Raw genomic sequence first — 18,875 nt, forward strand, 5'->3', positions numbered from 1 at the left:
TTTCCACTTTGAATTACGGCCTTTGCCCTTTAAGTATTGTTCCCGTGAGAGAATCTGCGGCAGATACCAGCGAGCTGGTGACGCAAGTACTCTATGGAGAGCATTTTAAAGTGCTGGAATCGCGTGCTAAATGGAGTAAGATCCGTTTGGAATGGGATGGCTATGAAGGCTGGATAGACAACAAACAGTGGTTCCAAATTGACAAAGAGCAATATGACACCTTATCTTCACAGACCGAGGTGCTTACTGCCGATTTAGTTGACTTCATTACCAACGAGGCCGGACAACTCATGCCCGTACCCATCGGAAGCGTGGTAGGTCCTACCAAACTGTTGGATCACGTTCATGAAGGGAACACAACTTCTGGCACGGTTGACAAAGCACATCTGGTCAATACTGCCCTACTCTATTTAAACAGCCCCTACCTCTGGGGTGGCAAAACTCCTTTTGGAATTGACTGTAGCGGTTTTACCCAAATGGTGTATCGTTTGAATGGCTACCGACTAAAGCGTGATGCCAGTCAACAGGCTACTCAAGGAGACGCCTTTAGTTTTATTGAGGAGTGTGAGCCTGGTGATTTGGCCTTCTTTGACAATAAAGATGGAGACATCATTCACGTGGGCATTGTTCTAAAGGACAACTACATCATTCACGCCCACGGGCAGGTTCGTATAGATCGATTGGATCACACCGGTATCTTCAACGCAGAACGCAACACCCACACACATAAATTACGCGTGCTCAAGCGCATCGTTTAACATCAAAAAAAACCACCGCCAAAGGCAGTGGTTTTTACAGCAGGGATGTATTGGTTATCCACCAAGCTCTTCTAAGCGAGCTTTCTTAGCTTTAAACTTTTCTGTATCTCCTAGGATGGAGTAAATGTTCATCAGTGTACGAACGATCTCAACGTTCTCTCTAGCCTCATTTGCTTTTTCAAAATAAGGAGCAGCCTCGCGGTAAACGTTCTCACGTTGTGCCTTTAACTCATCATAACGACGGTTATCCGCTGATGATGTCCCTAAGTTATTCATCTCTTCAACGATCGCTCCTTCTTGAGCAATGATCAATGAAGCCATGTTTAGGTTTGCATCAGCAAAATCAGGATCGATCTCCAAGGCTTTCATATAGTAAGCCTTAGCAGATTCAGTATCACCAGCTTTTGCGGCAACTACACCAAGGTTAAACTGCGTCTGAGGGTTGTTTGGCTCTTTTTTAGCTGCTTCATTCATCAACTCTTTAAAGCGATCCAAGTTCCCCATTTTGTACTGTACGTCTGCTTCTGTCATTAGCAGTCCCATATCGTCTGGAGCTAAGGCACGCGCTTCTTTCATCGCTGCGATAGCTTCTTCATTACGACCAAGACTTACGTAGATCAAAGCGATATTCTTAGTGATCTCTGTAGCCTTAGATTCTGTCTTTACAGTTTCTGGCTTAATAAAGTCTCCACTTTTAATGTAAAGCTCACGCTCCGTAGTAGAAGGGAATTCTTTTACCTCTCCTGTTTCCTTGTCTGTAGCAACATACTTTTCTACAATTCCAGTGTAACCAACGCTTTGAAGCTCTTTGTAGTGCTCAATAGCTTTGTCATACGCCTTGGCAGTTACTAAGTTAGAAGCAGCAAAGTACAAGAAAGAAGTATCCTGTGGGTTTACACGGTACATCGCCTCTAGTTTGCTAGCAGCCGCTTCATAGTTCTTAGCATTCTGATCAGCTACTGCACTGTTTACAACAGCAGTACGTAAGGTGTTCCCTAGATTAATTACATCTGGGTTCTCACCATCGATCTCCTTAGCCATTTTGATAGCCTTGGCAGCCTCCAACATATCCGCAGAATTGGTAGTCTCTCCATTCATGGACAACGCTTTTGCCTTGTATAAATAGTAAGTCGCCTTCTGCTCATCACTTGCAGCCTCCAAAAGACCGCTCATTCCATTAATAAGGTTTTTAGCCTCTGTAAAGTTATTTCCCTTCAACGCTTTACCTATCGCACGAAGTTCCTTCTTCTGTGCAAAGGTGCTCACGGTTCCGGCAATCAATAAAACAGTCAATAATCGTGTTCTCATCTATTCAATAATTTTTGTTTTTTGGTCAATCAAGCAAATAAAAATTATCTGCATAGATCAACCGCTTTGCTTTCACACAAAAAATTTAATAGTGGCAGTGAGTACGCAACTAATTAAATTTATTTGTGTTCATTTCATGTGTTAAAAATTTAATGGATCGCGATGTTTATTTTGATCCGCGATCTCATTGTTGTGGTTTTAGAAATTACTCATTAGGTTCATCTGTCGCTGTATCCGTATCAATCGCCGTGCCATCTTCTGTGAACTCGTCTTGATCAACGTCGTCCTCGTCATGCATCACTTTGGCTACTGCGGCAATAGAGTCGTCATCTCTTACTTTGATCAGTCTAACCCCTTGGGTAGCTCTACCCATTACACGCAGATCTTCTACGGCCATTCTAATGGCGATCCCAGACTTATTGATGATCATCAGGTCGTCTGCATCGCTCACATTTTTAATGGCGACTAATTTACCGGTTTTTTCGGTAATACTAATGGTTTTTACTCCTTTTCCACCACGATTGGTAATACGGTAATCCTCTAAAGAAGAACGTTTTCCATATCCGTTTTCAGAAACTACGAGTATATCCGTTGAAAAATCGTTCACTGCGATCATTCCAACCACCTCATCGTCTGACCCCGCAAGGGTAATTCCTCGCACTCCAGAAGCGTTTCTTCCCATAGGTCGGGTCTTCTCTTCTTCAAAGCGGATGGCCTTTCCGGATTGCACAGCAAGCATCACTTGGCTATCACCTGTAGTCAGCTTTGCTTCTAGCAACTCATCGTCCTCACGAATGGTAATGGCGTTGATCCCGTTAGTTCGCGGACGTGAATACTGCTCTAGCGAAGTTTTCTTCACTTGCCCCTTCTTGGTAGCCATGATCACATAGTGACCGTTGATGTACTCTTCGTCTTTGAGGTCTTGAGTACAGATAAAGGCTTTCACCTTATCGTCTGGTTCTATATTGATCAGGTTTTGAATAGCACGTCCTTTGGAAGTCTTGCTTCCTTCTGGAATTTCAAAAACACGCATCCAGAAACACTTTCCTTTCTGCGTAAAGAACAACATGTATTGGTGGTTGGTTCCCACAAATAAGTGCTCCAGGAAGTCTTCGTTTCTTGTGGCAGAGGCCTTTTGACCTACTCCTCCGCGATTCTGCTTCTTATATTCCGTCAGCGAGGTACGCTTGATGTATCCTGCGTGAGAAATAGTAATTACTACTTTCTCATCGGCGATAAGGTCGGTAATGCTTACATCACCACCTGCGTATTCGATGTTTGAGCGACGCTCATCACCAAACTTCTCGCGAACTTCTTCCAATTCCTCTTTGATGATGTCCATTCGACGCTCCTTCTTAGCAAGGATGTCTTTGTAATCTTCAATGGTCTTCATCAATTCGTCATACTCCGCACGCAATTTGTCTTGCTCCAGTCCGGTCAATTGACGCAGACGCATCTCCACAATGGCCTTGGCTTGGATCTCAGAAAGCTCAAAGGTCTCCATCAATTTAGCGCGAGCCTCATCTGCATTGGCAGAGGCACGGATCAATTTGATCACTTCATCAATATTGTCAGAAGCAATGATCAATCCTTCTAAAATATGCGCGCGCTCTTCCGCCTTGCGCAATAAGTATTCAGTTCTACGCACCACTACCTCATGGCGGTGTTCCACAAAATAGTGGATCAATTCCTTGAGGTTCAAAAGACGCGGACGTCCGTTCACCAAAGCGATATTGTTCACGCTAAAGCTGGATTGCAGCTGCGTGTACTTATAAAGCATATTGAGCACGATGTTTGGAATCGCGTCACGCTTCAATACGTAGACAATGCGCATCCCTTTACGGTCGGACTCATCACGAATGGTAGAAATACCTTCGATCTTTTTATCATTGACCAAATCGGCGGTCTTTTTGATCATGTCCGCCTTATTCACCTGATAAGGAATCTCCGTCACGATGATCGCTTCACGGCCGTTCACTTCTTCAAAGCTGGCCTTTCCGCGCATCACTACACGACCGCGTCCGGTGTGGAACGCATCTTTTACACCTTCATAACCGTAAATGGTTCCTCCTGTAGGGAAGTCTGGTGCTTTGACGTGCTGCATCAGCTCGTCAATAGTAATATCGTTATCATTAATATAGGCGATGGTCCCATCCACTACTTCTGATAAGTTGTGCGGAGGCATATTGGTCGCCATACCTACTGCGATCCCTGATGCACCGTTGATCAATAAGCCCGGAACACGTGTAGGAAGCACTGTGGGCTCTTTTAACGTATCGTCAAAGTTCAACTGGTGGTCTACGGTCTCTTTGTCAATATCGGCCAGCATTTCTTCTGAAATGCGTTGCATACGCGCTTCCGTATATCGCATCGCCGCAGGAGAATCTCCATCAATGGATCCGAAGTTACCCTGTCCATCCACCAACATATAACGCAAGCTCCATTCCTGAGCCATACGCACCATGGCGTCGTAAACCGAGGTATCGCCGTGCGGGTGGTACTTACCGAGTACCTCTCCCACAATACGCGCAGATTTCTTGTGTGCAGAACCTGCTCGAACCCCTAATTCATACATTCCGTACAGTACCCGGCGGTGTACCGGCTTCATTCCGTCACGCACGTCTGGCAGTGCACGTGACACAATGACCGACATCGAATAATCGATGTAGGCTGACTTCATTTCATCTTCAATGTTGATAGGGATTAATTTTTCGCCTTCAGCCATAAAAAAATCGTTTAGTTTTCAATCAAAATTTATAACAAGGCAAGATACGTTTTTCAGCCCATTTTCATTGGTGATCACAGCGCTTTTACCTACAATTTTATTAACAAATTTTTAGGGTATTTTAGTTAATAACTCTGGGTTTATTTGTTTGGTTATGCGTTTGTTTTTTCGTCCTTTTACTTACAAACGGGTATTTGGGGTACAATTTTTGCTCCTTAATCAATGTTTTAGTAATTTTAGACAGAAAGGAATTCTAGATATGGATGATAATTTTTCTCCCAGAGTAAAAGACGTGATTGCCTACAGTAAAGAGGAGGCATTGCGCCTGGGCCATGACTTCATCGGCACGGAGCACTTGATGCTCGGCTTGCTGCGTGATGGCAATGGGAAAGCAATAAATATTCTCAATGCGCTGGATATCGATCTGAACAACCTGCGCAGAAAGGTGGAAATACTGAGTCCTGCCAATCCAAATTCGGCAGTGACCTCAAATGATAAGAAGAACCTGCATCTGACTCGTCAGGCGGAGCGCGCTTTAAAAACCACTTTTTTGGAAGCCAAGTTGTTTCAGAGCTCTTCGATCAATACGGCGCACCTCTTGTTGTGTATTCTCAGAAATGAGAACGACCCAACCACTAAGCTATTGAACAAACTCAAAATAGATTACGACGGCGTGAAGGACCAATTTAAATTCATGATCGCGAACGACGACGACTTCCTAGATTCTCCAACGGCAGAGTCTTCATTTGGAGATGATGATGAGGCAACGGAAGAAGAAGGTGGAAAAGACAATCCATTTGGTGGAGGAAACGCCAAAGGCAACAAAAAGTCCAAAACTCCTGTTCTGGACAACTTTGGACGTGACCTAACGGCACAGGCAGAAGAAGGCAAATTAGACCCTGTAGTGGGTCGAGAAGCCGAGATTCAGCGTGTTTCTCAGGTCTTGAGTCGCCGTAAGAAGAACAATCCCCTACTCATTGGAGAACCTGGAGTAGGTAAATCTGCCATTGCAGAAGGATTGGCTTTGCGAATCGTGCAACGAAAGGTTTCACGAATTCTATACGACAAGCGCGTGGTGACTTTGGATCTTGCAAGTTTAGTTGCAGGAACCAAATACCGAGGACAGTTTGAGGAACGTATGAAAGCAGTTATGAATGAACTGGAAAAGAATGACGATATCATTCTGTTCATTGATGAGATCCATACCATTGTTGGCGCCGGAGGTGCTACTGGATCATTGGATGCCTCAAACATGTTCAAACCCGCCTTAGCCCGTGGTGAGATTCAATGTATTGGTGCCACTACCCTAGATGAGTACCGTCAGTATATAGAAAAAGACGGAGCTCTTGAGCGTCGTTTCCAAAAGGTGTTGGTAGAACCGACCTCTGTGGAAGAGACCATTGAGATCTTAAAGAACATCAAAGAAAAATACGAGTCGCACCACAATGTGACCTATACCGACGAGGCTTTGGAAGCTTGTGTGAAGCTTACCAATCGTTATATGACAGACCGTTTCTTACCAGACAAAGCTATTGATGCCTTAGATGAAGCCGGATCCCGTGTACATATTACCAATATCAATGTGCCATCGACCATTTTGGACATTGAAAACAAATTGGAAGAAGTGCGTGAGCTGAAGAACACGGTAGTCAAAAAGCAGAAATACGAAGAAGCTGCCAAACTCCGTGATGATGAGAAAAACTTGGAGCGCGAATTGGCAAGAGCTCAGGAAGCCTGGGAAAACGAATCCAAGTTGCATCGTGAAACCGTATCTGAGGACAATGTTGCCGAGGTGGTTTCCATGATGACCGGAGTTCCGGTAAATCGTATTGCACAAACCGAGAGCAATAAATTGGCTGCATTGCCCGACAGAATCATGGGCAAAGTAATTGGTCAAGATGCTGCGGTTAAAAAGGTGGTGAAAGCCATTCAACGTAATCGTGCTGGATTGAAAGATCCTAACAAACCGATTGGATCCTTCATTTTCCTCGGTCAAACGGGAGTTGGTAAAACGCAGTTGGCTAAAGTATTGGCTCGAGAACTCTTTGATTCAGACAACGCTTTGGTGCGTATTGATATGAGTGAGTATATGGAGAAATTCGCTGTATCTCGCTTAATTGGAGCACCTCCAGGATACGTGGGTTACGAAGAAGGTGGTCAGCTTACCGAAAAGATTCGCCGTAAGCCATACGCTGTGGTCTTATTGGATGAGATCGAAAAAGCTCACCCGGATGTATTCAATATGCTCTTACAGGTATTGGATGACGGTTATTTGACGGATTCCTTAGGACGTAAGATCGACTTTAGAAATACCATCATCATTATGACCTCCAACATTGGGTCTCGCAAGTTGAAAGACTTCGGACAGGGAGTTGGATTCGGTACTTCTGCTAAGATGAATCAAGCCGATGCACACGCGAAGAGTGTTATTGAGAATGCCTTGAAAAAGACCTTCGCGCCGGAATTCCTCAACAGAATTGACGATGTAATGGTATTCAACGCTCTGGAGCGTGAAGACATTCACAAGATCATCGATATTGAATTGGACAAGCTGATTGTGCGTATCTCTGATTTGGGTTATACGCTGCAGCTCAGTGAAAAGGCCAAAGACTATATCGCCGACAAAGGTTTTGACAAGGACTACGGAGCGCGTCCACTCAAACGTGCCATTCAAAAGTACATTGAAGACGCACTGGCGGAAGAGATCATTAATTCCAGTTTAGAAGAAGGAGACACCATAAGTATGGATCTGGATTCCAAAACAGAGGAACTTAAAATTAAGATCAAAAAACAAAAGAAGCCTACGAAATCGTAGGCTTCGGCTTTTTTATTAGTAGAGCTCTGCAGCGTCTATTTGCAGGCCGCGTAAAAAGTCAACGCTTTTGTGGATATCCTCAGATAGCAAACGATCTTCAGAAACAAATGGTACTTCCTCGCGGTACAATTCCAAGATTGACGCCAAAAATGGTGCTGTTTTTAAAGGTTCTCTAAACGCTAGCGCCTGGGAAGCATTCATAAGCTCTATGGCCAACACCTTTTGGACATTGACCGCAATGCGATAGCATTTGGTTGCTGCGTTAGCTCCCATGCTCACGTGATCCTCTTGTCCGTTGCTAGAGACTATAGAATCTACAGATGCAGGGGTAGCGAGTTGCTTGTTTTGGCTCACAATACTCGCTGCTGTGTATTGCGGGATCATAAAACCGGAATGCAAGCCAGGTGTTTGCACCAAAAAGTCGGGCAGTCCGCGTAAACCAGAGACCAGCTGGTAGGTTCTGCGTTCGGAAATATTGGCCAATTCGGCTAAAGCGATACCTAAATAATCTAATGCCAATGCCAAAGGTTGTCCGTGGAAATTTCCTCCAGATATGATACGGTCCTCTCCCACAAAGATGTTGGGATTGTCCGTCACGGAGTTTATTTCTGTAAGTATGGTCTTTGACGCGAAATCTAGCGCATCCTTGGTTGCTCCGTGCACTTGAGGCACACAGCGGAAGGAATACGGATCCTGTACACTGGATTTTTCTGAAGCCGCGATCTCACTTCCCTCTAGAAACTCTAAAATACGAGCCGCAGTCTTAATCTGCCCTTTGTGAGGACGTACTAAATGCACCAAGGGATCAAAAGGACTCAGATTACAATCAAAGGCATCTATAGATATGGCAGCAATAAGATCTGCCAAATAAGCCTGCTTGTAACCCTTTAGAAGTAATTCAACACCGTACGCAGACATGAACTGGGTTCCGTTGAGCAATGCTAAACCTTCCTTAGCTTGCAGTTTAATTGGTGTTAAGCCTAGCTCGTCCAATACCTCAGAGGCTTCTCGCAATTCTCCTTGATAGTTGACCGAACCTTTACCTAAAAGCGGTAAAGCCAAATGAGCCAATGGCGCAAGGTCTCCCGATGCCCCTAAACTCCCCTGCTGATATACCACGGGGAACACTTCCTTATTGTAGAATTCCACAAGCAATTCTACTGTAGATAAGGCAACTCCACTATGTCCATAACTCAAAGATTGTACTTTGAGCAAAAGCATGGTTTTTACTATATGAACAGGAACTTCTTCGCCAATACCGCAGGCATGTGACATAACCAGGTTCTCTTGCAATTGGGTGAGCTTATCGTCAGAAATAGCCACATTGCAGAGACTTCCAAAACCTGTATTGATTCCATACACAGGCTCCTTAGATTGCTGCATTTTGTGATGTAGATAATCATAAGCAGTCTCTATACGCTGCTTTGTGGCCTCACTCAAGCGCAACTGATGCGGCTCGGTGGCAAGTTTTTGTAGAAGCGGGAGGTCTAAGGTAGACGACCCGATTTCATAGACTCCTTCCATACTGTTAGTTGATGGGGTAAAAATACACTTTCTCCATCAATAAATGGAGATTCCCAAGGGCAAGTCACCCGATTTACTGCGCCTCTTCCTCTTGTTGCTGCGGAGGCTGTTCTACCTCAAAGAGTTTGATGAAAGCGTTGCCAATGTTATCTATAATGTCTGATGCCAAAAGGGCTTGATATCCCAACTGCTGCACCGCAATATCTCCAGAGCTTCCGTGCAAATAGACACCCATGGCAGCAGCTTGCCAGCTCGGATAGCCTTGAGCCATAAGCCCGGTGATCATTCCTGCGAGCACATCACCACTGCCTGCTGTAGCCATTCCAGGATTTCCTGTGGAATTGATCAATGTACCCTGAGGAGTGCAAATACAGGTGTGTGCACCTTTTATCAGTAAGACAACTTGGTGCTCTACAGCGAAAGCTTGTGCTTTTTGCAATTTGTCAAAATCGTCGGTCCAATCGCCCAGCAATCGCTTGAGTTCTCCTGGGTGTGGTGTCAAGACCGATTGCGGAGGAATTTTAGCATAAAGCTCTTTCTTGGAAGCGAGTAAGTTCAAAGCATCCGCATCTAATAAGACAGGTGCTTCTTGCGTCTCTAAAAACTGATCTAAAGCCGCTAAGGATCCATCTTCCATACCCATACCCATTCCAATTCCGTATGTATGCGTGGCCTCTAAGGGAATAGCATCTAAAAATGAATCTTCCGTGGCACAGCTGGCCATAGCCTCTGGAACTGCAGTTTGCAATACGCCCAATCCACATTTAGGAACATGAGCGGTCGCCAAGCCACTACCGGCCCGTAATGCCGCTCGAGTTGCCAGAACAACGGCGCCCATTTTACCCAAACTTCCACCCACAATCATGCTGTGGCCAAAGGTTCCTTTGTACGAATACTTCTCTCGGGGTTGATACCAACTTAAGATATGCTGTTTGTGCAGTAATGTTGCAATGGGCGGCTGAGTCATAACAAATTCGGGATCCAAGCCAATATCAATAGCCTCCCAAGTATTGGTAAAAATCCCCGTAGAAGGCATAAAGAAGGAAAGCTTTGGAAGCTGAAAGCTAAGCGTATGATTGGCTTTAACTACCGCTTCTGGATCTTCTATCGGAGCATTAGCATATAAGCCGCTTGGCATGTCAATGGCCAAAATAAAGGCCCCGGCGGCATTCAAATGTTGCACCATCGCCTTTACCCATCCGTCCATACATCGGTTGAGACCAATTCCAAAAATTGCATCTACAACTACATCGTCTTTGTGAATTTCCGGAAAGCCGTCCTCACTAGTAATAAGCGTTGGCCATTTCTTGGTGACCTGCTTAACGCGATCGTAATTGATCAAAAAGTTCTTAGAACGTTTGTCACTGCAATTCACCACATAAGTATGCACATTATAGCCATGCTGAATTAAATGACGTGCCAAAACCAGTCCGTCTCCCCCATTATTACCTATTCCACAGAAAATCCGAACGGGCACTTGAGCCCCATGCATGCGTGAATGCAGCCAATTGAAAACTTGAACTCCCGCGCGCTCCATAAGGTCTGTTGGGCCGAGTTCTTGTTTTTGAATAGTGATGGCATCTGCTTGATAGAATTGTTCTGCGGAGAAAATATTCATGCGGTATCTGGGTATTTGTATTGTAGCCTTAAAGGTAGGGCTTTCTCGCCGACTGCTGATGGATTTATTTTTAATAAATTCTACTACTCCAGCCCCTAAAACTGGGGGAATAATACTTAAATTTGCTCAGCTTCGTTTTGAATTTTAAAGTCGAAGCTGAAATCAATCTGAACTTATACTAAACCTGTTATCGTTTTGAAAAATACAGCACTTTCTGCAACTCACGAGGCCTTAGGCGCTAAAATGGTTCCTTTTGCCGGTTATAATATGCCTGTCTCTTATGAGGGCGTGAATATTGAACATGAAACAGTTCGCAATGCCGTGGGCGTTTTTGATGTTTCTCATATGGGTGAGTTTTTGGTTAGCGGTCCGAATGCCTTGGATCTGATTCAGAAAGTTTGTTCAAACGATGCCTCCAAACTCACCGTTGGAAAGGCGCAGTACAGTTGCTTTCCAAATGAAACTGGTGGTATTGTGGACGATCTGATCGTCTATAAGGTCAAAGAGGAAGAATATTTGTTGGTGGTCAACGCCTCCAACATTCAAAAGGATTGGGATTGGATTAATAAGCACAACAGCATGGGGGCGCAATTGCGTGACATTAGCGAGGATTTTTCCCTGTTGGCCATTCAAGGCCCAAAGGCCGTTGAAGCGATGCAGTCCTTGAGTAGTGTCGATTTAAGCGCAATCAAATTCTACAATTTTGTAGTGGGAGATTTTGCGGGAATCGAGCATACCATCATCTCTGCGACCGGGTATACCGGTAGCGGTGGTTTTGAGATCTATTGTAAGAATTCTGAGGTGAAGCAAGTTTGGGACAAAGTTCTAGAAGCAGGCGCCAATTTTGGGATCAAACCTGTTGGCCTTGCTGCCAGAGATACGCTGCGTTTAGAAATGGGCTATTGCCTTTACGGTAATGATATAGACGATACGACTTCACCTATTGAAGCCGGACTCAGTTGGATCACTAAATTCACAAAAAACTTCATCAACAGTGAGGCTTTAAAAGATCAAAAAGAGCGCACTCCCGAGCGCAAATTGGTTGGATTTGAACTGGATGATCGCGGCATCCCGAGACAGGGCTATGATATTGTTGATGGTAATGGCAATAAGATCGGGGAAGTAACTAGTGGAACCATGTCTCCTTCTTTGAAAAAAGGATTAGGTATGGGTTATGTACCAGCAGTTATGGCCGATCCAGGCAGTAAGATCAACATTCAGATCAGAAAGAATGCCGTTCCTGCAACGGTAGTTAAACTCCCGTTTTATAAAGGATAAGTGCGACGAATACTGATTCTAGGAGCCAGTGGTTATTTAGGGCGGATCTCGTATAAAGAACTCACCCCCTACCTCGACCTACACGGCACTTACTATTCATCAGATCAATACGAATCCAATCAAGTCATGCATCGGTATGATTTGGAGCATGATTCTATTGCAGCACTTTTAAGAGAGCTTCAACCCACAGAGATCATCTATGCCTTAGATGGTCCGTATGCCCTGCAGCAACAAGCCTTAAAGGTTACTGTGGAATATTGTAGAGCGGAAAAAGCCCGACTGATCTTCTTTTCAAGCGTTGCCGTGTTTGACGCAGTAAAGTCCCATGCGAGCTATGAGAATGACAACCTCTTGCCGCAGTCTGCCTATGGAAAACACTTAATGCAGATGGAGCGAATTTGTGGTGATCTTCCCCAAGCCCTTTACAGCATACTGCGCTTGCCTTTGGTTTTGGGAACAAATGCACCGCTGATCAAACAATTGAGAGCGGCTCATCAGCACAAAGCGCATTTTGAGATAAACCCCAATCAGATCATCAGCATAAATACGGAACAAGAGATTGCCAGGCAATTGCATTATATCATTAACCGAAAACTCTCAGGGATCTTTCACTTAAGCAGCACAGACCTGATCCACCACAGCGATCTGTTCTTAGAACTATCGCAGAAATTGGGCTTGACAGAAATGATCTTTGCCTACAATTACAGCTCTAATGAGGATGAGTATTACGCCTTATTGCCCAAATACAATCTATTGCCCGCCCAGTATAGAAACTCGGTAGCAAACTTGATCCATCAAGTGGTACTCAATGAACAAATCAGTATCTTCTCTCCCAAGAACTCTTAAAAACGTGCATCATGAAACTATCAGAAGATCAAATCAAAAAAGCCCTCCAAGAATTACCAGACTGGAATTATGAAGACGGGTTTCTAAAAACGCAGATCACTTGTGCCGATTTTAAGGAGGCCTTTGCATTGATGACGCGCATTGCCTTTGAAGCTGAGGCGCTCAATCACCACCCCAATTGGGACAATGTTTACAATCGCATCAATATCTCTTTACAAACCCACGATGCCGGTGGCATTACCGACTACGACCTTCAATTGGCTCAGAAGATCAATCAACTCAAGGGTTAAGATTGATGTACTGACGCTCTGTTGGAAACAATAAGGCGTTTCCACGTTTTCTCCAAGCCATAGGCGTTTTGTCTTTGAGCACCATACAAGCCAAGGAATAGAAATACCCTTTTTGATAGATCTCTCGCTGTTTGATATTGGCTTCCATAGCGGCTGTATTCTTTGCTTTTAAGGCATCTATAAAGTTTTCCAGATCTGCAGGATCTACTCCAACTTGTGCTACAAACGGTAAGAATTCCTCATAGGCGTCGCCGTTGTTTATGGCTAATCCAATGGCGCTCCAAGCCGTATCACCGGTGAGACCAATTTCTGTATCTAAAGAGAGTGCTTCTGAGATCATGGCTTCTGTAGCCCCGTCTGACGCTGCGATCTGGCGCAGCAAATAAGGTTTGAACACTGGATTATCCATGGCCATGGAAAAGGCTCCTTCTAGATCCCCAATATGAATCAAATGATAAGCATAGTTTGGATTGGCGCGAGCTCCGTCTACATCTCCACTTTCTAACTGGCCATAAAAATCAAGGTCAGAACTGGAATAGGTTCTAAACTCGTAGCTATTAAAGTCTGAACGTATATCTAGTAAACGCAGAATACGCGTCGCATCTTCTGCGATCAAAGTAGCTAAGGCCTCTTCTTTCCCGGCTGTTTCAAATGCCATCAAAGCCTCTTCCCAGCGTTCGTTTTGACCGTAAACATATCCAGCGGCATAGCCTAACCAAGGATGGTCGGGATGCGTTGTATGTGCCTCCGTGTATCGTGCATTCTTAGCTAGGTCGTCTTCCATACATCGGATATTCATATAGAGATAATCCGGGTTTTCTGGGTCCTGCTCGTATTTACGACCGATCTCTTCACAAAAGGCCAATCGTCCTGCTTCATCGGTTTGAATCATCATAGCGCGAAGCGTCGGCACGTCTTCACCGTAGTTATTCATTCGGGCCGATAGCATGGTGTCTGCATCCTCGTACTGGGTACTCATATTGAGCCAGTTCACTAGTTGTGCATCCGAGGGATTCTCCCACTGTGCATGGGCAAAGATCAAATCCTTTAATTGCAAAGAATCTTCAATCTGATTGACCAGATCGTAGGCATCTAAATTACTCAAGGCTGCGAGCGCCGACTTTCTGGCCCCTCGACTTGAGCTGGAGAGTTCAATGGAACTTGGCGGTTCCTGCAACAGATAATCTACCTTAGTGTTTACCAATCTAGGGCTGCCTAAATAGTCTGGTTCGGCATCTCCGTCATAACCGTAGAAAACTGCATACTTCACAAACAAAGCTGCACCAGCAACATTGTAAACGTATCCGCGACCCGGAGCCCCGATCTGGGCCGTATAGGATTCGATCAAATTCCCACGAGGATCACTTACCGTAAGCTGGTAATCTGTATTATAGCTCACATCTAAAGATTCGTAGTCATGGGCACCTATTGTAACCTCTTGACCAGCCGATTCCACTGTAACCGGAATACCCAGCCCGTTGTATACTAATAGATCTGTTCCTGTCGTGGAGCTTCCTAAAAACAGAGCACCCCCGATCAATACCACAGAGGCGGCAAATTTAGATGCGGCTCCAAATAGTCCTTCACCCAGCATAAAACGATCCCAAAGCGAGAGTTTGCGTTGGATCTTACGTTCTTTTCCAGGCGGTAAGGTGGCGTATTCTGGAATCATTTTGTTGGCCAAGGAAGCCTGAGGTAAACTCTTTTTGTTCCAATAGGCATCGGCGATCATGGCTTCAACATCCAACAAACGCTCTAAGGCCAAATTCCGCAGAAGTTGCAAATTTTGACGGGCTCCCGCGGCCCAACCCGTTGCTGCATTAATCCAACGGTCCATATTCTCACGATCCGGGAAGCCCAATTTGAATTCCTCATAAAGCGCTTCATAACTATCTGCTTTCATGGCTTGCACCAAGGCAGGCTCCAATTCAATTTTTGTACTGTCGTGGTAAGCCGCCTTAAAACATTTATAATAATCATTGGCGGCAGCATGGATCTTGGAAAACTCCTCACTGGAAACACGCCCGTCAGCAATGGCCACACTCACAGTGTTGTTGAACTTGCGTTCGGAATCATTGAGATCGGCCACGGCATGTTCTGCATAATGGATCAAATGCGTCAAAGTTTTGAGGTTTTGATCCCAATGGCCTCCCAATTGCTGGGCCATTTGATAGTGATACATTCTGCACTGCTTATCATGAGTGCGCAGGGCATTGACAAGCTCCTTTTTCTCCGCTTGAACAGCCCTCAAAACGTCGTCGATATCTTTTCTCTTGATCTGTTCTCCGCGGTGCCAGATCGCTCTTTTCTCTATGATGATGACCTCGTGCTTGGAAATTTCTAAAGCCTGAATCTCCTCTTGCAACTCCTGATATTGATCCAGTTGCTGCTTTAAGGTATCGGAATACAGTTTATCCTTGATTTTATTGAGATCTAAAGATTCACCTTGAGCATCAAAAATGTCATCCACCGAATCAAAATTCAAAAATGGATAGCGATTCATAAAGTTAGAAGCGTATTTAGGCTCTAGGAATGTCCAATCAAAATATTCCTTCTGAAAAGCTTCCAAGGTTTGGGCTTCCGTGAGCATTTCTAGATCCTTCGCATTTGAGGTAGCAATGAGACGTTTGGTCATCTCTTCTTCCAATGCCGTAGCGTCATTAAACAGGATTTCTGCTTTTCTATTGTCAATATCTGATGCCAAATAAGCGCGCTTGGCGTTGTCTTCTCGATCTTTATCCACTGGGTGGGTGGACCACATTTGCGGTGGATTGTACGCCCGAGAGGTAAATACACGGTGTTTGGCAGGGTCCATGGTATCCACCACTGGCGACTCACCGTAAAGTGGATCATCCAAGACCTGCTTCATGTTTTTGATGTATTGGCTTTGCACCGTATACATATTGCTGATGGTCTTGGATTGTGCCAATTGCACATTCACAAAACTCATGGCATTATTGAAAGCTTCATCGGCTACTTGAAGACGGTGTAAAGCGTGGATCAAGGCGTCGCTACCCGTGAGCGAGACCGCGACTAAGTCAGCTTGAAATTCCATTTCACGAGACAGGGCGCGTTCTGCAATAACCACTACGCTAAAGCAGGTTTCGATCAAAGAACGCACTGCCCAAACTAAAATCGACAATATCCACCCGATCCAAGCCACGCGAATATCGATCGATGAGATCATGCCTAAGAACTTATCAAAGGCATCGCGCTTACCTACGATACGAGCAGCGATCTGCTGGGCAACGTAAACGTAACGTCCTAAGAGCATGGAACGCTGCGCAAAATGACCAAATTCATGGGCCAATACCGCTTTAAATTCTCCCAAACTCAATACGTTGGTCAGGCCTAAACCAATTTCTAAATTCTTCTTTGAAGGAATGATCAAATTAATAAGCGACAGATCATAGGAGACACTCGCATTTACACGATGGGTTAGAAATACCTTATGGGGTCTGGGAGCTTTGGCTTCATCGGCGAGTTTGTAGATATAATCAAACAGTACAGGCTCCTCTTCTTTGGTCACAAAACGCTGCATAGGATTCTCCACCTTTTTGTTTAAAAAGAACAGGGATTTGATCAAAAACAGACAAATAAATGCATAACCGCCCGCCAAGACATAAGACCAGAGATCATCGCCATTCATAAAAGAATAATAGGCCAAACGTCCGAACCAAAAGGTCAATCCTAAATACAGAACAATAAAGAGCAACAAGCCCAGGATGGAAAGAAAAACGTGTTTTTTAAAAGATTGTGTGGGATTGGTGTAGCCCTCCGGAACATTCTTTGGGCCTTGGGAGTAAAAACTGTCCATGAATTGTAATAGTTAGCACTTAAATATATAACAAGCTCTGAAAAACTGCATAGTAACTTATCAACAAATGGGTAAAACAGGAATTTTCCCGTTGGATTTTCTGGCCGCTGTAAGTTTTCCAATATTGTAGGGAACAACATCTGCATTTTTTTAAATTTGTGGATCGAATCAATTTTTATCTATGGGAAGAGCATTTGAATTTAGAAAAGCACGTAAAATGAAGCGTTGGGCTGCTATGTCCAAAGCCTTTACTAGAATCGGGAAAGATATTGTTATGGCCGTTAAGGAAGGTGGCCCTGATCCTGATGCTAATTCTAAACTGCGCGCCGTAATTCAAAATGCCAAGGCGGTCAATATGCCAAAGGACAATATTGAACGCGCCATAAAACGCGCCTCCGACAAATCTCAAGGGGATTATAAAGAAGTGCTCTTTGAAGGTTATGCGCCGCACGGGATTGCCATTTTGGTCGAGACCGCTACGGACAATAATACCCGAACGGTTGCGAATATTCGATCGTACTTCAATAAATGTGACGGTAGTCTGGGAACATCTGGTTCTGTGGTGTTCATGTTTGACCACACCTGTAATTTCCGCATCAACGGAGAAGGTATGGATCTGGAAGAACTGGAGCTAGAACTGATTGATCACGGGGTTGAAGAAGTTTTTGAAGATGAAGATGGCGTAATGATCTACGCGCCTTTTGAAAGTTTTGGAGCCATTCAATCGGCTTTGGAATCTCAAGACATTGAGATCATTGCCTCTGGCTTTGAACGCATTCCTCAAGTAACCAAAACGATAAGCGAAGAGCAGAAGGCAGATGTAGAAAAGCTTTTAGAGAAAATTGAAGAGGATGACGACGTGCAAAACGTCTACCACAATATGAATGAACTCGAATAGCGATCCTTAGATTGCGTAAGAGATTTCTTTGATTTTGTTTGTACGGGTTCAATTCCTTAACTTAGCTGAGTAGGTTAAACACAAAATCATGCGTAATATACTGATTTGCTTCTTGTTAAGCAGTATCATTTGGTCTTGCCAGAAGGACTCCTTCTTGGAAGAGCGCGGGGTTAATCCTACCGGTGATTCTACCATCAGTGTAGATCCTACGGATGAAGAAATCTTTGACGATATAGACTTGCAGGACCCAAGGGCGAGCTTGGACAACAGTTCACAAGGGCTATATCGCGGCGTCTTTTCCAACTTTGACGGCACCAATCACGGTGAAATTGTGATCAATCTTGGGAATGACGGGGAATTGGCGGCAGCTATTCACTTTATTGATGGAGAAAAAGTTGCTTTTACTGCTGAGACAGAAACACTAACCACCTTTAAATTCAGAAATACACTGGGATCTTTCTCTTTTAATGTGGCCGATATTGATGCGCCTACAGCAACTGATGTTATATTCAATCAGAAATCAGGTTATATCCGCGCCTACAAAGAGCGCAGTTCTCGTAGAGTCTCCATTGCTTTGGGGCATTATGACGACCCGAGTGACGAGGATTTTAATGGAAACTGGGATCTGATCTCTTTTGGAGTTCGAGAATTCAATTTCCCTGGAGCCATAAGATTGAGTGAAGTGGTTGTATCTAGAGGCGATCAGGTACTTGTAGATCTGGAAGGTGAAATGACCGAAGACTTTGAAGGATGTTTTGGGTTTGACGTTCGTGGCCCTTATTTAGCTCAAGTTTCTGGAGATATCACTTTATTAGAAGGAAAAGATCAGGTTTCTACTTTCAACGGACAACGTTGTGATTGGAACCTTTCATACAGCCTGCAAAACAACCGCAGCACTTACTCTACCAACCGTTGTGAACCGGGTGCAACTTCTGGGATCTGGGTCTGGAACTCTCGCAGCGGACGCATTTTTGTCGACGCGCTTCGCATCCACTAAA

The 18,875-nt window shown here is 44.5% G+C and carries 12 protein-coding genes; 7 read left to right on the top strand and 5 right to left on the bottom strand.

Going from position 1 to position 18,875, the window contains the following annotated elements; genetic code table 11:
• Positions 1–8: 8 nt before the first annotated feature.
• On the top strand, positions 9–758 hold the full coding sequence (locus tag POW22_RS06780) for a C40 family peptidase (protein ID WP_272831880.1): 750 nt from the start codon (positions 9–11) through the stop codon (positions 756–758).
• Between the two features lie 54 nt (positions 759–812).
• Here the strand turns inward: POW22_RS06780 and POW22_RS06785 are convergent, their stop codons facing one another.
• Positions 813–2,066 (bottom strand): tetratricopeptide repeat protein, encoded by a 1,254-nt coding sequence (locus POW22_RS06785; protein ID WP_272831881.1) that lies wholly within the window; start codon positions 2,064–2,066, stop codon positions 813–815.
• 205 nt (positions 2,067–2,271) lie between these two features.
• Positions 2,272–4,791 (bottom strand): DNA gyrase subunit A, encoded by a 2,520-nt coding sequence (gyrA, locus tag POW22_RS06790; RefSeq protein WP_272831882.1) that lies wholly within the window; start codon positions 4,789–4,791, stop codon positions 2,272–2,274.
• Positions 4,792–5,050: 259 nt separating this feature from the next.
• Between gyrA and POW22_RS06795 the strand changes: the two genes are divergently transcribed.
• Positions 5,051–7,606, top strand: coding sequence for an ATP-dependent Clp protease ATP-binding subunit (locus POW22_RS06795; RefSeq protein ID WP_272831883.1), 2,556 nt, complete (start codon positions 5,051–5,053; stop codon positions 7,604–7,606).
• Positions 7,607–7,621: 15 nt separating this feature from the next.
• Here POW22_RS06795 and hutH read toward each other — a convergent pair whose 3' ends face one another.
• Positions 7,622–9,130: a histidine ammonia-lyase gene (gene hutH, locus POW22_RS06800; protein WP_272831884.1), complete on the bottom strand. Its 1,509-nt coding sequence runs from the start codon at positions 9,128–9,130 to the stop codon at positions 7,622–7,624.
• Between the two features lie 73 nt (positions 9,131–9,203).
• Positions 9,204–10,748, bottom strand: coding sequence for an NAD(P)H-hydrate dehydratase (locus tag POW22_RS06805; RefSeq protein ID WP_272831885.1), 1,545 nt, complete (start codon positions 10,746–10,748; stop codon positions 9,204–9,206).
• A 195-nt stretch (positions 10,749–10,943) separates the two neighbouring features.
• Here POW22_RS06805 and gcvT point away from each other — a divergent pair, with 195 nt between their 5' ends.
• From gcvT to POW22_RS06820, 3 genes are read left to right on the top strand one after another with little or no spacing between them, the layout of a single operon-like run.
• Positions 10,944–12,026, top strand: coding sequence for a glycine cleavage system aminomethyltransferase GcvT (gene gcvT / locus POW22_RS06810; protein WP_272831886.1), 1,083 nt, complete (start codon positions 10,944–10,946; stop codon positions 12,024–12,026).
• Complete coding sequence (locus tag POW22_RS06815) at positions 12,027–12,872, top strand: sugar nucleotide-binding protein (RefSeq protein WP_272831887.1); 846 nt, start codon at positions 12,027–12,029, stop codon at positions 12,870–12,872.
• Between the two features lie 11 nt (positions 12,873–12,883).
• The gene (locus POW22_RS06820) at positions 12,884–13,162 is read left to right on the top strand and encodes a 4a-hydroxytetrahydrobiopterin dehydratase (RefSeq protein ID WP_336407707.1); all 279 of its coding nucleotides are present in this window, start codon (positions 12,884–12,886) and stop codon (positions 13,160–13,162) included.
• On the opposite strand, the gene POW22_RS06825 is transcribed toward POW22_RS06820, so the two are convergent.
• On the bottom strand, positions 13,152–16,979 hold the full coding sequence (locus POW22_RS06825) for a M48 family metallopeptidase (RefSeq protein ID WP_272831888.1): 3,828 nt from the start codon (positions 16,977–16,979) through the stop codon (positions 13,152–13,154). The genes POW22_RS06820 and POW22_RS06825 overlap by 11 nt on opposite strands.
• Before the next feature lie 181 nt (positions 16,980–17,160).
• Between POW22_RS06825 and POW22_RS06830 the strand changes: the two genes are divergently transcribed.
• Together POW22_RS06830 and POW22_RS06835 are read left to right on the top strand one after the other, a co-directional pair.
• Positions 17,161–17,877 (top strand): YebC/PmpR family DNA-binding transcriptional regulator, encoded by a 717-nt coding sequence (locus tag POW22_RS06830; RefSeq protein WP_272831889.1) that lies wholly within the window; start codon positions 17,161–17,163, stop codon positions 17,875–17,877.
• 88 nt (positions 17,878–17,965) lie between these two features.
• Complete coding sequence (locus POW22_RS06835) at positions 17,966–18,874, top strand: hypothetical protein (RefSeq protein WP_272831890.1); 909 nt, start codon at positions 17,966–17,968, stop codon at positions 18,872–18,874.
• The last annotated feature ends 1 nt before the right edge of the window (position 18,875 follow it).

The sequence above is a fragment of the Gilvibacter sediminis genome, from assembly GCF_028561565.1.
Classification (GTDB): Bacteria; Bacteroidota; Bacteroidia; order Flavobacteriales; family Flavobacteriaceae; genus Gilvibacter; species Gilvibacter sediminis.

Excerpts from the sequence above, each read along its gene's own strand:
- POW22_RS06785 (WP_272831881.1), bottom strand. The coding sequence starts at position 2,066 with ATGAGAACACGATTATTGACTGTTTTATTGATTGCCGGAACCGTGAGC.
- gyrA (WP_272831882.1), bottom strand. The coding sequence starts at position 4,791 with ATGGCTGAAGGCGAAAAATTAATCCCTATCAACATTGAAGATGAAATG.
- POW22_RS06795 (WP_272831883.1), top strand. The coding sequence starts at position 5,051 with ATGGATGATAATTTTTCTCCCAGAGTAAAAGACGTGATTGCCTACAGT.
- hutH (WP_272831884.1), bottom strand. The coding sequence starts at position 9,130 with ATGGAAGGAGTCTATGAAATCGGGTCGTCTACCTTAGACCTCCCGCTT.
- POW22_RS06805 (WP_272831885.1), bottom strand. The coding sequence starts at position 10,748 with ATGAATATTTTCTCCGCAGAACAATTCTATCAAGCAGATGCCATCACT.
- POW22_RS06820 (WP_336407707.1), top strand. The coding sequence starts at position 12,884 with ATGAAACTATCAGAAGATCAAATCAAAAAAGCCCTCCAAGAATTACCA.
- POW22_RS06825 (WP_272831888.1), bottom strand. The coding sequence starts at position 16,979 with ATGGACAGTTTTTACTCCCAAGGCCCAAAGAATGTTCCGGAGGGCTAC.
- POW22_RS06830 (WP_272831889.1), top strand. The coding sequence starts at position 17,161 with ATGGGAAGAGCATTTGAATTTAGAAAAGCACGTAAAATGAAGCGTTGG.
- POW22_RS06835 (WP_272831890.1), top strand. The coding sequence starts at position 17,966 with ATGCGTAATATACTGATTTGCTTCTTGTTAAGCAGTATCATTTGGTCT.